General features: G+C 63.1%; 10 protein-coding genes and 1 pseudogene. 5 read left to right on the top strand and 6 right to left on the bottom strand.

The window, feature by feature from the left end:
- Together AC1DY5_RS17140 and AC1DY5_RS17135 are read right to left on the bottom strand one after the other, a co-directional pair.
- On the bottom strand, positions 1-531 hold a 531-nt coding region (locus AC1DY5_RS17140), incomplete at its 3' end, for a TRAP transporter substrate-binding protein (RefSeq protein WP_478113220.1).
- A 39-nt stretch (positions 532-570) separates the two neighbouring features.
- Positions 571-1,320, bottom strand: a complete 750-nt coding sequence (locus AC1DY5_RS17135; RefSeq protein WP_478113218.1) for an SDR family NAD(P)-dependent oxidoreductase — start codon at positions 1,318-1,320, stop codon at positions 571-573.
- Between the two features lie 185 nt (positions 1,321-1,505).
- Here AC1DY5_RS17135 and AC1DY5_RS17130 point away from each other — a divergent pair, with 185 nt between their 5' ends.
- On the top strand, positions 1,506-2,390 hold the full coding sequence (locus AC1DY5_RS17130) for a LysR substrate-binding domain-containing protein (protein WP_478113216.1): 885 nt from the start codon (positions 1,506-1,508) through the stop codon (positions 2,388-2,390).
- A 683-nt stretch (positions 2,391-3,073) separates the two neighbouring features.
- Here the strand turns inward: AC1DY5_RS17130 and AC1DY5_RS17125 are convergent.
- Positions 3,074-3,205: a hypothetical protein gene (locus tag AC1DY5_RS17125; protein ID WP_478113214.1), complete on the bottom strand. Its 132-nt coding sequence runs from the start codon at positions 3,203-3,205 to the stop codon at positions 3,074-3,076.
- A 20-nt stretch (positions 3,206-3,225) separates the two neighbouring features.
- Here AC1DY5_RS17125 and AC1DY5_RS17120 point away from each other — a divergent pair, with 20 nt between their 5' ends.
- The gene (locus tag AC1DY5_RS17120) at positions 3,226-5,088 is read left to right on the top strand and encodes an adenylate/guanylate cyclase domain-containing protein (RefSeq protein ID WP_478113212.1); all 1,863 of its coding nucleotides are present in this window, start codon (positions 3,226-3,228) and stop codon (positions 5,086-5,088) included.
- An 826-nt stretch (positions 5,089-5,914) separates the two neighbouring features.
- Here AC1DY5_RS17120 and AC1DY5_RS17115 read toward each other — a convergent pair.
- From AC1DY5_RS17115 to AC1DY5_RS17105, 3 genes are all read right to left on the bottom strand, one after another.
- On the bottom strand, positions 5,915-6,784 hold the full coding sequence (locus tag AC1DY5_RS17115) for an MBL fold metallo-hydrolase (protein ID WP_478113211.1): 870 nt from the start codon (positions 6,782-6,784) through the stop codon (positions 5,915-5,917).
- 338 nt (positions 6,785-7,122) lie between these two features.
- A complete protein-coding gene (locus tag AC1DY5_RS17110) occupies positions 7,123-7,938 on the bottom strand; it encodes an SDR family NAD(P)-dependent oxidoreductase (RefSeq protein ID WP_478113209.1) in 816 nt (271 codons plus the stop codon).
- Positions 7,939-8,123: 185 nt separating this feature from the next.
- The gene (locus AC1DY5_RS17105) at positions 8,124-8,591 is read right to left on the bottom strand and encodes an Ohr family peroxiredoxin (RefSeq protein WP_478113221.1); all 468 of its coding nucleotides are present in this window, start codon (positions 8,589-8,591) and stop codon (positions 8,124-8,126) included.
- 229 nt (positions 8,592-8,820) lie between these two features.
- On the opposite strand from AC1DY5_RS17105, the gene AC1DY5_RS17100 reads away from it, so the two are divergent.
- The 3 genes and pseudogenes from AC1DY5_RS17100 to AC1DY5_RS17090 form a co-directional block, all read left to right on the top strand.
- Entirely contained in the window at positions 8,821-9,774 is a 954-nt protein-coding gene (locus AC1DY5_RS17100; RefSeq protein WP_478113207.1) for a LysR family transcriptional regulator, read from the top strand.
- Positions 9,775-11,488: 1,714 nt separating this feature from the next.
- Positions 11,489-14,032 carry a galactose-binding domain-containing protein gene (locus AC1DY5_RS17095; protein ID WP_478113205.1) on the top strand — a complete coding sequence of 848 codons (2,544 nt, stop codon included), beginning with the start codon at positions 11,489-11,491 and terminating at the stop codon, positions 14,030-14,032.
- A gap of 114 nt (positions 14,033-14,146) precedes the next feature.
- Positions 14,147-14,471 (top strand): annotated as a pseudogene (locus AC1DY5_RS17090) (transposase); the annotation flags it as partial.
- Between the last annotated feature and the right edge of the window lie 610 nt (positions 14,472-15,081).

Genomic DNA, 15,081 nt, shown 5'->3' with positions numbered 1-15,081 from the left:
CTTCAGATCGGCTGCGGACTTGATCTCGCGCCCGGATGATGTGACGTGGCGGAAACCGTTGTCCCAGATCTTCGACACGGTGAAGAGCGGTGTCTTCGCGATTTCTGCGCGGATGTGGTTGCCCAGATCGCCGTCCATCGCCTTCCAGACATCGTCATAGTTCTTGAAGGCGAAGCCGACGCTCGTGATGCCCGAGACAGGCACGAAGGTCGACAGGATCAGCGACGACAGGTTGAAGAACTCGACCGAGCCATTTCGCACCTGCGTCAACAGATCCGTGTCGCTGCCGAGCTGATTAGCCGGGAAGAGCTTGATGCTGACCCGGCCCGACGTGGCTTCTCGGATGCGGTCGTGCGCTTCCTTGGCGCGCAGGTTCACCGGGTGGGTCGGATCCTGGCCGGTGGCGTACTTGAGTTCGAACTCGGCGGCGTCCGCGCGGCGCGTGACGATCGAGAACAGCGGCAGTGCTGCGCCTGCAGCCAGCAGCTGGCGACGATTGAACTTCGGGGCGGTGAGCTTGGGCTCGGTCATGTCTGTCTCCTTGGTTGTAGGAATGAAGGAATCGCTGACTCAATGGATCAACATGCCGCCATTGACGTCGAGGGTGATGCCCGTGCAGTACAGCGACAGGTCGCTCGCAAGGAACACGCAGGCGCCGGCGATGTCTTCGGCGCGACCCAGGCGGGCCAGCGGAATCGTCTCGGCGATCTCGGCCTTCTTCTCTTCGGTGAGCTTGCCCTTGATGATGTCGGTGCCGATCAGGCCGGGCGTGATGCTGTTGATGCGGATGCCCTCGGGCCCGAACTCTCGCGCCATGGCGCGCGCCAGGCCAAGGACACCGGCCTTCGCGGCCGAGTAATGCGGACCGCCCAGGATGCCGCCGCCGCGCTGCGCGGAGACTGAAGAGATGCAGACGATCGATCCGCTGCCCTGCTTCTGCATGGCAGGCAACACGGCCTGCGACATGTACAAGGTGCCGCGCAGGCTGACGTCGAGGATGCGGTCGTAGTCGGCGCCGCTGATCTCGAGCGTTTTGACGGGTTGCGTGATGCCCGCGTTGTTGACCAGTGCATCGATGCGACCGAATGCCTTCAGCACGGCCGCGGCGCCGGCATCGCACGAGGCCTTGTCGGTCACGTCAGCGACGATCCCAAGATGGTCGTGGCCCAATTCGGCGGCCGCCGCCGCAGGGTCGGCGCGCTCCAGGTCGAGTACGGCGATTCGGGCTCCGTGGGCAGCCATCAGGCGTGCCGTAGCGAATCCGAGACCGTTGAGGCCGGCGCCGCCGGTGATGACGACAACTTTGTCCTTGAGTAGCATCGATTTGTCTCCTAAGGGTTGTGAATTCGATGCGGCCCCGACAGGCACTTTGTCGCCGGTGACCGCTGCAGCACGAAGTGGATTTGCTCCGTTGGGGTCAATGGTCGTCAGATACGAGGATGACGACAAGCGATGTGTTTTCAGCCTAAGATGACGCTTCATCACTCAACGACCGGGTTGACCCTATGTCCACACTGCCCGCCGTGACCAACCTGCAAGCCTTCGAAGCCGTGGCGCGGCGACGAAGCTTCGCGCTCGCAGCGTCCGAACTGCACCTCACTGCCTCGGCGATCAGTCATCAGGTTTCGCGTCTCGAGGCGCACCTTGGCGTTCGGCTTTTCGAGCGCAGCGCCCACGGTGTCCGCCTGAGCGCTGCGGGCGAGATGTACCTGTCGAAAGTGGGTGGCGCGCTCTTGGCCATCGCATCGGCGACCGATGACTTGCGCCAGGGTGTGAGCAACAGCCTGTACGTGCATTCGGCACCAAGCATCGCGAGCCTTTGGTTGATGTCACGGCTGCGCGGCTTCGCCCAGGCCTACCCGGACATCTCGCTCAACCTGTCAGCGGCGCACACCCCCAGCGATTTCGCCCTCGGGCAGGCCGACGTCGACATCCGCTACGGCATACCGAACTGGCCTGACCTGGTGGTGGAGCCCCTGTTCGAGGAACGCATCGTGCCGCTCGCCAGTCCCGAGTTCATCAAGCAGCATGGCTTGAAGCGCGTCGATCAACTCTCCGCGGTGAAGTTGATTCAGAGCAATGTCAGCGTGGTGCAATGGTCGGACTGGTTCGCACAGTTCAGCGACAAGCGGGCGCCGGAATGGTTCGCCGTGCGCTTCGATCGGGCACAGATGTCGCTCGATGCTGCGACTCAGGGGCTCGGAGTTGCACTCGAAAGCACGACGATTGCCGCCAGGCACATTGCCGAACGCAAGCTCAAACCCGTGTTCGGCCTCGATCAAGCCGTCAAGGTCAAGGCCCACTTCGCCGTGTATCCATCGCGGCACGCAAAACGACCGTCTGTGGAGGCGTTTCTGGAATGGATTCACGGCGAAGCAGCAAGAAGCTGAACGCACCCACGGTGTGGACCTCTTTGCCGGTGCGTCACAAGGATGTGACCCTGAAACCCCCGCACCGGCTTACGTGCCTTCCGAGCGACCGCTTTCCAATTGCGAAGCGGACTTCGAGAAGCATCACGCGAATGACGGCAGAGGGCTCAGAACGCCAGTACGCGACATTGGTAAGCAGCCATTCACACGCGACGCTATCCAGGTTGTCCATTGCCGCCAGCGCTCCGACCAGCGTCCCTGACTCGGATTCCTCAATGATGTCGACGAAGGTCAAGTCGTCGTTTCGCTGCAGCCTGAATTCAACGAATACCTGCAACGCAGCGGTTGCTGCCTTTCCCGGTCGCTCGGTGAACTCGCGCGGTGGAGCCGATTCCGGTCGTTCCCATGCCGCGCTGCTGTTCAGGTCCGTCGGAGTGGCTGTCCGGGCCCACTGCGGTCTTACATGTCGCGCGAATCGGCGCCCGAAAACTGCCCTTCAGCGGCGAGAACCCAGCAATCACGCAACCTCGGGCACTCGTTCTGAACCCGCGGGGGGAAGCGTCCTCCAGCTTTCACTTCTGATCTTCCGCTCCGAAGCGTAAAGCGGCCCTTGGGTGTCGGAGCACCAGACGTCGGCGGCCGGCCCAAGACCTGACGGTCGAGCGTGGCACTCCAAAGTAGTCTGTCAACGCGAATGAATCGCCTCAAGTGAGCTTTCCGAGCCACAGCGATAGGTCGTCCAGCGTCTCGCGCAAGGCCTTGAACCGCTGCGCGCCCAGATGTGCCGTCCATTCTTGCTCGATCGCGGCTAGGCAATTGCGGATCTGAGCAAACATTTCCCAGTCCCAACGGCAGGATGAGGCTGCCGCGCAATCCGACAAGCTCGCATGCGATTGGCCACGCAGAGCGTAACATTCATCGGCAACTAGCAAAGGGTTCGACGGRTGTGAACGAATCTGGTCTCAGGCAGCGCCTAGCAGCGATCCTCGCCGCGGATGCGGCGGGCTATTCGCGCCTGATGTCGATCGACGACCGCGCGACCGTGGCCGCGCTCGATGCGGCGCGCGCGGTATTTCGTGCTCAGATCGAGTCGAACCATGGCCGTGTGATCGACATGGCTGGCGACTCGGTGCTCGCCGTGTTCGAGACCGCGGCCGGTGCGGTCACCGCGGCCGTTGCTGTTCAGCATGAGCTAGGCATGTCCTGCAACGCCGCGCCGCAGGATCGGCAAATGCGCTTTCGGATCGGCGTTCACATGGGCGACGTGATCGAGAAGGCGGACGGCACAGTGTACGGCGACGGGGTGAACATTGCAGCGCGGCTGCAGGCGCTGGCCGAACCGGGCGGCATCACCGTATCGGACGCAGTGCACGGGGCCGTGAGGAGCAAGGTCAGCGCGGAGTTTGTCGATCAGGGCGAACAGCAGGTGAAGAACATTGGCCATCCAGTGCGGGCCTTCAAGGTGGCGCCCGCGAGGCCATCGGTGAATGTCGCCGTGGCGGCATCGCCATCGTCTGCTCCGGTGCTGCTTCTGCCTGACAAGCCCTCGCTCGCGGTGTTGCCGTTCACCAACATGAGCGGAGACCCCGAGCAAGAGTACTTCGCCGATGGCATCACGGAAGACATCATCACCGACGTCTCCAAGATATCCGGCCTGTTCGTGATCGCCCGCAACTCGTCCTTCACCTTCAAGAAGCAAAGCGTCGACATCAAGGACGTCGGAAGAAAGCTCGGCGTGCGACATGTGCTCGAAGGCAGCGTGCGAAAGGCTGGCACGAGGGTGCGCATCAATGTGCAACTCATCGATGCCGAATCCGGCGGCCACGTCTGGGCCGAGCGATATGACCGGGACCTCGAGGACATCTTCTTGGTCCAGGACGAGGTGACGCGAAAGATCGTCCATACGCTCGAAGTGACCCTCACCGGCAGCGAACGAGCGCGCCGGCAGGATCGCGGCAAGGTCAATGTCGAGGCCTACGACTGCCTCATTCGCGCGAAAAGCTGCATCCGGGATTTCAATGCCGCAGCGCTCGTCGAGGCCCGTGCCATGCTGGAGCGCGCGCTGGCGATCGACCCGGGGCTGGCGCAGGCCTATGGGTACTTGGCGATATGCTGCAGCGTCGAGTATGTCAACGCATGGAATGGTCGCAAGGCGAGCGATCTGGAACAGGCCCTGGCGCTGGCACGCAAGGCGTGCGAGGTCGACGCGTTCGAAGCGGTTTCGCACCACGCGCTGGCCGTCGCCCTGATGTGGCTGCGAAGGCTGGACGAAGCCGAGAGCGCGGCGCGGCGGGCGATCGAACTCGACCCGAACTCTTCCCAGTCCCATGGGGCCCTAGGCAACGTGCTGCATTTCACAGGACGGCACGACCAAGCGCTCGCGTCATTGGAACGGGCGCTTCGGCTCGACCCGGAATTCAACCTGTGGATGCATGCTCTGGGGCGGGTCCTATTCACCCTCGTGCGCTACAACGAGGCCGAAGCGACGTTCAAGCGGCGCCTGATCCACATGCCCGCGTCGGACGTCACGCGCGCCTACCTTGCCTCGCTTTACGGTCATACCGATCGTCAAGACGAGGCCCGTCGAGTCTGGCGAGAACTGATGGCCATAAACCCCCAGTACACGATTGAACACACGCTGCGAGTCCTGCCTTATAGGAACCCCGCGCCCCTCGAACAGTTCGTGGAGGGTCTGCGCAAGGCCGGGCTGGCGCAATGAGTCCGGTATTACGGTTGTCTAGTCAACGCCCTTTGAAGCGCGCGTCAGTCCTCCAGTGCCCGAATGGGTTGATTCGGGCGAAGGCCGAACGGCTGGGCTCAAGCCAAGACCTGACGGTCGAGCGTGGCACTCCAAAGTAGTCTGTCAACGCGAAAGTTTTTTGGGTGCGATCCCATCGTCCGATCCAGGCTCAGCTCCGAATGACTGGTCTTGGCCGGTCTTGGCCGCATCCTGCCATATCGGTATCTGCGTCGGCAGGCGACATCCGGCCGATTGAATCAGCCGTTCTGGGCTCCGTCGGCGTCCTTCTTTGCCATCCACGGCAAGATTGCTGTATCCGCAGGTGGCGGACCTCGGCCGTCAAAACGGTGCCGGTCCCAGCCACGCCACAGCCGCAGCGTCGGTCATTGGAGCTCCCTGCAGCTGCCGAACTCGCAACGGATTGCGATCGAGTGGCCGTTGCTGCAGGGCACGCTGTAGGTCTCGAAGCCGGGGCCCTTGGTACTGAGGCTGGGCGGCGCAGGCTCGGTTCTTGGCGAGCTTCTCGGCGTTTTAGGTGTCCCGGCCGGTGGGCCTAGATGAAGGCATGTGTGCGACCGGACTTGGCCGCGAGYGTGAGTTCGCGGCCGAGCTTGGCAGCTGTCGTTCGGCATGATCGCCCGGTTGCGCAACGGGTGCTGTCGGCGAGATTGGTGAACGGGCAGTCCCGGCCACTATGGATAGATCTCAACTAGGCGTACGTCGTGCGGCCGCGCCGTTCTTGCGTCTGAACCAAAGACTTACCCGCGCGGGGCGCGTGGTCCACATGGTTCGCGGGCACCATGGGTCAGTCCGGGCCAAGCTGCGGCGCGAGCGACAACTCCCACGCAGCTCCGGCCGACACAACCCAGCCGCCGGTGGGCTCCGGGAAATGCGTGCCAAGCACCAGCACGTTGCGGTCGGCCTGCTCAGCCAGGAAACGCCGCCGCGTCAGGCGCGCCATTGCCGGGTCCACGTCAAATCGCGTGGCCCGGTCGGGTTCGCAGCACTGCACCGGGTGGTGCATCAAGTCTCCGGTGATCACGGCTTCGTATCCTTGCGAGCGGATGCGCACGCTCACATGCCCCGGCGTGTGGCCGGGCGTGGGCTCAAGGCGCACTTCCGAGGTCAGCGCGTAGTCGGTCTCTACCCATTGCACCAGGCCCGCGTCGATGACGGGCTGCACCGAATCGACCATCGCTTGTTGATTGGGAGCTTCGCGCGCAAGCGACCAATGCTCGTACTCGAGGCGACCGAACAGATAGTGCGCATTGACAAAGGTGGGCAACCAGCGACCGTTCACCCAGCGCGTGTTCCACCCCACGTGATCCACATGCAGATGAGTGCAGAGCACCGTGTCGATGGACTTCGGCGCGAACCCGGCTTGTTCGAGATCGGCGAGAAACGTGGTCTGCAGTCGGTCCCACATCGGCTGTTCACGGGGCTTGTCGTTGCCCACACAGGTATCGACTACGATGCGCCGGCCTTCGGACTCGATCACGAAACAATGAATCGACGCGAACAGGCGCCCATCGGCATGCGCGAAGTGCGGCCGCAGCCAGCGGTGCACCTGCACCTGTTCCGGCGTCATGCCCTCGAATAAGAATGAAGGCGGGAAGGCGCCACGCCCCTCGACGACCTGGGTCACCCTTACCGAGCCGATTTGCCAGTTGCGCATGGCGCTCCTTTGCTGCCAAATGTCAGGTTGCCCCGGGGACTGAAAAGACGGGCTCCCGCGCGGCGTCACATCGCGGCTATGGTGATCGAGGGATCACGAATCCGGCGACCTTCGGACATGCYCTTCGGTGGCGCTGTCCCTGTCAATGTCTGCGATGGCACGATCGCCCGAGGGCAAGCACGTTCTGTCACTCGAGAACCGGCGGGTGTTGCGGCAATGCACCGTTTGCGGCATTGGGGCTACTTCGAAGAGCCGGACGGCTGCGGCGGTCCCGAGAAACCATGTTCGCAACTTCGACAGACTTTGAGTTTCGCCGCTGCTGTTGCCGAGTTTGGCGATCACGCCGCAGCTCCTCCGTCGACGTCGAGTGAAATCCCCGTGATGAAGCTGGCGTCGGGGCTTGCGAGGAAGGCTACYGCCGCYGCGATCTCTTCGGGCCGGCCATAGCGGCCGAGCGGAATGGYTGCCTTCTGCACGGCGGCGAAGTCGCCGTCCTGCGGGTTCATCTCTGTGTCGACCGAGCCTGGCTGCACGGTGTTGACGGTGATGCCGCGCGGGGCGAGGTCGCGCGCCCAGCCGCGGGTGTAGGCGGASACTGCTGCCTTCGTCGCCGAATAGTCGGCCACACCMGGCCAGGGCGTGCGATCGGCGGCGSCGGAGCCAATCGAGATGATGCGGCCRTGGTCGCTGATGAGCGGCACTGCCGCRCGCACGGCAGCGGCCAYGCCGCCGACGTTGATAGCGAACTGGCGTTCCAAGGCGGCGACGTCGCTGTCGGGCGCGCCCACCTGGCCGACCACGAACACGCCGGCGTTGTTTACGAGGATGTCGAGCTTGCCGAAACGCCGTGCGGCATTGTTCACCAGCGCTTCGACCTGCAGCGGGTCGGCTTGGTCGGCCTGAAAGGCTGCGGCGCGCGCGCCCAGATCCTTCAGTTCCTTAATCAGCGCCTCAGCGCGGTCGGCGGAGGCCGAATAGCTGATGACGACATCGGCGCCATCGTGCGCCAAGCGGCGCGCGATGGCGGCACCGATGCCGCGTGAACCGCCGGTGACGAGGGCGACTTTATTAGCGAGGGGCTTGGACATGCTGTTCTCCGAGAAGGTGAGTGGTGACGGGATGAAAAGTTTGGGATCGGACCCGGCGCCGACCAAAGGTGGGCGGGACACGCTTATTTCCGGGCGGCAAAGCGTGTTGCCGTGGCCAGGCCGATGCCGGCACTGGCGCCAGTGATCAGCGCGCCTCTTTGTCGGCGAGTCTCATGCTCATGATGAACCTTTCCTTGTTGCACTCGCTGTCGAGTTGACAGCGAGGTTCGGTTCCTGATGAGGCTGAGGTATTACGCTGCCAGGGCGGCCGCGGCAACGACGTTCGTAGCGACGTCGATGTTGCCGTGAACGGCCTTCGAATAAGGGCACATGTCATGCGCTGCACGCGCGATGGCTTCTGCCACGTCAAGTGCGATGCCCGGCATGCGTACATCGATCCGGGCCTGAATGAAGTACGCGTCGCGGATATGGCCGAGATCCACTTCGATGTCGACTGACATGTCGGAGGGCAGCGCCACCTTCTTCGCCTTGGCTGCGACGCCTAGTGCGCCGGTGTAGCAGGCCGACCAGGCTCCGGCGAACAACTGCTCCGCGGTCGGATGCAACGGGATCGCCTTGAGAACGATTTCATTGCCGGCCTTGCCAGGAGTTGACAGTTGGATGTCGATGCGGTCATCGGCGCGCGGGGCGCCCTCACGGCGGCTGGCCGTCGTATGGGTCTTGCCCGTCAGCAGCACGGTTTGGATCTTGGTGGTCATTTCGGATTCCTTTTCGGTTTGGTTCGCCCTGCAATCGGAGCGCAGACGCATGTGTTGCGCCGTGCGCCATTGGCATCGCGATAGGGCGTGGATCGCTTGCCGGGAACGGATGGAAGGGGGCGGAAGGCCAGGAGGTGAGTGGCGATGGCATGAAGTGTCAGAGCGGACCCTGCTCTGACCAAGATGGTGGGCGGGACATCTTTATTTCCAGTTCGCCAATAATCCGGCGATGGACCAAATCGCAGCCATGCGCGTATTCGCCCGGGTCGTCGAAGCCGGCACCTTCACGCGGGCGGCCGACTTGCTGCAGATGCCAAAGCCCAGCGTGACCAARCTGGTCCAGCAACTSGAGAGCCACTTGCGTGTGAAGCTGCTGCAGCGTACGACGCGGCGTGTCACSGTGACGCCGGAGGGCGCYGCCTACTACGAGCGCATCTCRCGGGTGCTGGCCGAGATCGACGACATAGAGGCCGATGTCACGAATGCACAGGCCARCCCCAGAGGCCGTCTGCGKGTGGACATCGGCTCCTCGCTGGCCAACCGAATCCTGATTCCSAGGCTGCCGGCGTTCCACGCGCGCTACCCGGACATCCTGCTCGAGCTCGGCGTGRGCGAYCGGCCGGTCCACCTGATCGGCGAAGGGGTGGATTGCGTSCTYCGMGGSGGCGTGCTGAGCGAYCCGTCGCTRGTGGCGCGCCGYGTCGCGCAGATGCCCTACATGACCTGCGCGACGCCCGACTACCTGAAGCGCCACGGTACGCCCGCGACGCCGGCCGATCTGCTAGACGGGCACCGGGTGGTGAGCTATTTCTCGTCGCGCACGGGGCGCTACATTCCGCCGTGCTACGAGCGCGGCGACGAGCGCATCGAAATCAATGGGCATGCGGTGATCGCGGTCAACGAAAGCACGGCCCACCTGACGGCGCTGCTGACCGGGCTCGGCGTGGCTCAGACCTATGCCTTCATGGCGCAGCCGCACATCGAGAGCGGGGCACTGATCGAGTTGCTGGCCGACTGGGAACCGCCGCCGGTGCCCGTGTCGGTGGCCTATCCGTCCAGCCGGCATCCAAGCGCCAAGCTGCGTGCTCGACTGGGCTGTGGAAGTGTTCGCTCCTTACGCTTCCGCGCGTCGACGGTGAGAATACACAAACGCCCGCAGCATCTCATGCGCATCGACCGATGAGCACCTGACACCAGTCATTCGCGGCCGGCTTGGCGGCCCCCGCCTTAACGGACGAACCGGATATACCGTGCGCCAGAGCATCGCGGCCCTTGCGCTAGGCTGAGCTCGTTCAACTATCTGGCTCTATCGACGAGTACGGCGCTTTGAACGTCCGCAGAGCGACAGCTCGAAATCGTCCGCGTCCATCGTGTCGGAGCACCGCTATCGCTGCGAAGCCGTCATCTAGATCTGCACGCGCTATGGCGGCAACGGGCCCGCAGCGTCAGTTCGCCAGATGCGGAGCAGACGTTGAAACTCTCACTGTGAGGCCGATGCCAGTCATTCTGGTGCCAAGCCATCCACGACCGGTCGTAAGATGGTGCAGACACAATCCGTTGCTGGCGCGCGGCGACGAGATTGGTCTAGCGCGGAGCAGACGGAACTGCCACCCAACCGAGTCAAGATTTTGTTGACCGACCATGGGGACGACCAACGGTCCTGCTGTACCGCCTGCATCGGCGCGCGAAGCAAGGGAACCTATCGAATCTGCAAGGCGGGTAGTTTTCTAGACTTATGCCCAGCAATTTCTCCCGGCTCTACACGACCTGTAGAGAGGGTCACAAGCCGAGAAACCTCAGCCTTGATTCATAACGGTTTTTCAGCACTCTGCAGGGCATAAGGTTAGACATTGCTCGGCATGTGGTGAGAAACCTCATGCGCGCAGTCAAGGGCGTGGATGCAAACCAAACATAGCGTAGGCACCACCCATTGCCGAATTCTAAGCAAAGTTGGGTTAGGCGCAAGCGACGCGCCGAAGACTCTCTGACAGTGATCGGGCCGATGCCGGGCAACGCCCTGATGCGCTTGGCTCGTTCGTCACTGCCGGCATGCTTCTCGATATGGCGTTCCGCCGCTGCGATGCGCGCGCCCAGGCGCCTCGAGAGCAAGAGCAAGGTCGCGTATGCAGCGGGAGCCAACCTTCGAGTCCGGACCGCGAACTGGAGCTGTCCACAAGCGGTCCCCTACGTACGTCTCGTACAGCGGTCACTCGCGCCTGTCTACCAGCGGCACCACGCAGCCAAATTCCTCTCTGCCCAGCCTGCAGACGAGCGGGCCAGGTCCGACAGCTCTGCACATTGCGCCAGCTGCCGTTTGAGAGCCTCATCGCCCACTGCGTGGCCCGTCAGGATGTCGATCTGTCCCAAGGATTGCGACAAGGCCTGCATCTCGACCTGCCGGGCCACCAGTCGCCTCAGTCGCATGTACAGCGAATCCGCAGAATCGCCTACGCCCATTAGGGTGGATGAGAAGACGCTTCGAGCGCTGCAGCGTGAGCTGCTGACGATGAACGGCAAGATGCCGGGTCCGGAATGGACGGTCTGGGTGACAAGCCGCGGCTGTGACGACGACTTGAGGCGAGGGCGCCACAGCAAAGCGTCCGGCAGTCGTGCCCTGAGTTGATGCGACTGGGCTGCGAGCGCGCCAAAGTTCCCTGCAATCGGTCGATTGTCAGCTGACTATCGCCAAGAGGCCGGTCGCAGGAGCGGTTCATCAATAGTGATGATCTCTTGCCCCAGAATCTTCCTGTGCATGCTCACCGGGCCTTCTCGACAAGCTAAGATCGCGAGCGCCACAGCCCGACGCGGCAATAGGGGGCAGCATGCGTGCATGTCAGCTTGGATACTATGCATCTTGGGGTCGGGCACGCTGCGCCCTCGTAGCCGCTGCAGCCGTCGTGTCGCTTGCGCAGTCGCCCGCCCAAGCGGCAGAGATTGAGCGAAACTGGGCGCTTCACACGAGCCCTACGCAATCGAGCACCGCGTTCGGTGGCAATGCTGCACGCGCCGTCGACGGCAACAGGGATGGCGTATGGAGCCACGGTAGTGTCACGCACACGAACGAGGAAACCGACCCGTATTGGCAGGTCGACCTCGGCGCGGCTCACTATATCGACGAGATCCGTCTTTACAACCGGACCGACTGCTGCAGCGAGCGTCTGAAGGACTTGGCCGTGCTGTTTATGAACAGCAAGACTGGCTTTACCCATCGCGATTTCAGTTCCTCGATTGGCGAAAATCACGAAGGTCCGGACGGCGCCGGAGTTGCCGGGGCGTTCATGAAACCGATCTTCTTTCAGGCCGGCGATCTGGACCCGCGAACGGGGGCGAAGCTTTCTCGAACGACGATCAAAATCGAAGGAAAGGATTGCAACCAAAACGGGCAGCGCGGCTGCCTCATGCGCTTCGTGCGCGTTCAGCTCGCCGGCACAGGCATCCTCTCCCTCGCGGAAGTTGAGCTCATCGAGAAGGTGACCATTCAGGGGGCAGACCACATCGCTGACAGCGCAACCTGGGCGCCGACCGGCGTCATCGCGACGGGTCAAGGTGCAGCACTCGTGGCGGACGAAAAACGTCTAGTTCTGTTCCATCGAGGTGGCGACGGGCTCCTACACATAGCTGCTGATTTTGATCCGCGCCCCGCCGTTGGCGGCTCACCAAGCTTGGCCATCAATGCACCAGCGGCGATCATTGATCCTGCACTTGGCAAGGCCTTTGTTGCAGTTCGCACCGCAACGGGCGACCTGTCCGTACTTGACGCAAAACAAGACGCCGGCACGATCACGTCACCGGTCTGGAAGACGATCGGCAAGACAAGCGCAGCGCCTGCGCTCGCCGAGGCCTGCGGGCGGCTCGTGGCGGCCTGGGTCGATGGATCGCAAATCAAGTCGGCGTGGAGGCCGGCCGACGGGAGCGCGGGCTGGAGCACGCCGCAGATTGTCGTTCCCCAGTCGCTGCCTGTCGCACCTCTGCTCGCCGTCGACAGCAACCAGACGATCGGCATTGCTTATCAACTGCGGACGAGAGCGATCGGGTTTAGAACGGCCGCCTGCGCAGCCGGCGATCCGGCCTGGTCCGCGCAAGCGATCGTTGCACCATCGCGGCAAGGGTTTGCTGGGATCGGGACACTGACAGCCTACGGGCCGCACTTCCTCATCTCCGCGCTCGGATTTGACCGCAAAGGCTATGTCGCTACACAGACGAACGATCCGAGTGGCGGCCAGGTGTGGCAGGCGTTCGAAGCGTTGCCAGCCAGCATGCGTGGTGATCCTGGGTTGCCACTGCTTGAGTCGCCGCGGCTTTTCCTCATGTCCGGATCCTTGGTCGCAGCGGCGCGGCTTCAGCAGACGAGCGAGACGATCTACTGGGTCAAGATGATCAATCAGCTCGCGCCAGGGGACACCTGGATGGGTGGGAGGCCTGTTGGGGGAGCGGGCACGGCATCGATGCCGTTGATGATGGTGTCCTTCGGCCAATCCAAGATCTGGGGCATCTACAACGCGCCTGCCGAGCTCTACGCGGCGACGCGAGGGATCGGTGACAACCGAATATATGCCCTCAATCTCGGGCGCTCGATCGCCCGTGAGGTGCTCACGGCTGACCTCGCCATCGCGATTACTGGACTGCAAAATCGCCCCGGTGATCAAGCTAACCGCGAACTTGAGCCGATGCTCGCGACGAACATCTACGAGCAGATGCTGGGGCTTCTCTCACTGCCGATCTCGGTGCGCGATGCGGTCGTTGGTAGCCAGTGTTCTGGCAAGCTGACGCTCGCAACCGTACTCGAACTCGATCGTGAGTATTTGAGCGGCCAGGCTTCCCCCGGTAGTTGCCCCTACGAGGTCCGGGAAGGCACTGAGCGATATGGCGCGGACATTCTCAGCCACGAGTGGCTGCACATCGCGGCGCCGGCGACAAACATCCTCGGGCAGACTGACTTCACGACGACCTTCAAGTTCGACGGGAACAGCATGACGCCTGCCGACAGCGGGATGCGAGCCTGCAGTCAACTGGCGGCCGTGAGCACCGAATGCGGCGGCGACCCGTGCGAGCTCGCCGGCGATAGCCACGGCTCGTCTCAGCTCGCGAGCACTCGGGACTTCGCGGACAACGAAACGAGCCTGCGCCGCTGGGACAATACCATGGTCTGCGTCGTCAACGGACCCGAGCGCCGGTACCAGGGCGGCTTGCATTGGTACGACATTGGGACGAACGATCACGCGTTCATTCACATGGCAGTCGCGTATCGTTGGTTCGGCGATGACCTTCGTGATACCGCCGCGCGCGATAACGCGCAGGGCAACGATCAGCTGCAGAAGCGCTACGATTGGGTACGCGAGCACTTCTACAACGGCACAGAGTACAACGGTCGCTTGGCACTCGGCGGCTCCATGCCGACCAGCAACCGCAACAACGGCGCCTACGGCATGCCGTCGCGGTGATGGCTGGCTTAGCCTGACCTGCCCCCTTCCAGCCGTACCAGCGTAAACGACAGGAAGTCCGTCAACCAGGAGAATGACGGACACAGGAAGAGCAAGCACACGGAGGAACAGGTCATCGGGTTCCTGAAGCAGGCCGAGGCCGGCGTGCCGGTCARGGACCTGTGCCGCAAGGGAGGATTCAGTGAGGCCACGTTCTACAAGTGGCGCTGAAGTTCGGCGGCATGGAAGTACCCGATGCTAAGCGGCTGCGTCAGCTCGAGGCGGAGAACGCCAAGCTCAAGAAGCTGCTGGCCGAAGCGCAAATGCACATGCACGCGCTCAAGAGCGTTCTCGGGGTAGAGCGTTAGCCCCACAAGGCAAGCGCGTGGCGATCGGCAGGCTCGTCAATGAGCATCGGCTGTCCGAGCGCCGCGCGTCTCGTCTTGTGGGGCTCTCCCGCGACAGCTACCGCCACCCGCCTGAGATGGACGAGGCCACGCAGCAGCTCACGAGCAAGATCGTTGAGATCGCGCATGTGCGGCGGCGCTTCGGTTACCGACGCGTCCACGGCCGACTGACGCCCCGCGTTCTCCGGTGTCAACCACAAACGGGTCTACAGGCTCTACAGCGCTGCGAACCTGGCAGCGCGCAAGCGCAGGAAGGCCAAGCGCCCGGCGTGCGAGCGCATGCCGTTGCAGCTGGCCACGACAGTCAACGAAGTTTGGAGCATGGACTTCGTCAGCGACAGCTTGGCCAACGGCCGGCGACTGAAGTGTCTGACCGTGACCGACGACTTCAGCCATGAGTGCGTCGACACTTGGCCGTGGGGCGGATGATGGACCACAGCGCCTCGCGGGCCAAGTGCCACGCCCGCGGAGGTCTGCCCAGTGGGTCGTAAGATGGCGAAAGAAGGTGGGGCTGCGGATGTGCAGATTGCCTAGTCTTACTGTGTTAGATATTTGGTGCACGTTGATGCCCAAGACAGCAGGGACATCGGGGGAGGTTACGAGCCAGTAGTGCGCCGATATGCAATCGCAAACTCGTGATGGAGGATGGGACGTGGCGCTGCG

The organism is Variovorax sp. P4_D9 (genome assembly GCF_056401695.1).
Note: the sequence above shows the minus strand (reverse complement) of the source record. Positions and strands in the feature narration are given on the sequence as shown.

Coding starts and splice junctions, on each gene's coding strand:
- AC1DY5_RS17105 (WP_478113221.1), bottom strand. CDS start 8,591: ATGACCACCAAGATCCAAACCGTGCTGCTGACGGGCAAGACCCATACG.
- AC1DY5_RS17125 (WP_478113214.1), bottom strand. CDS start 3,205: ATGTTTGCTCAGATCCGCAATTGCCTAGCCGCGATCGAGCAAGAATGG.
- AC1DY5_RS17130 (WP_478113216.1), top strand. CDS start 1,506: ATGTCCACACTGCCCGCCGTGACCAACCTGCAAGCCTTCGAAGCCGTG.
- AC1DY5_RS17115 (WP_478113211.1), bottom strand. CDS start 6,784: ATGCGCAACTGGCAAATCGGCTCGGTAAGGGTGACCCAGGTCGTCGAG.
- AC1DY5_RS17135 (WP_478113218.1), bottom strand. CDS start 1,320: ATGCTACTCAAGGACAAAGTTGTCGTCATCACCGGCGGCGCCGGCCTC.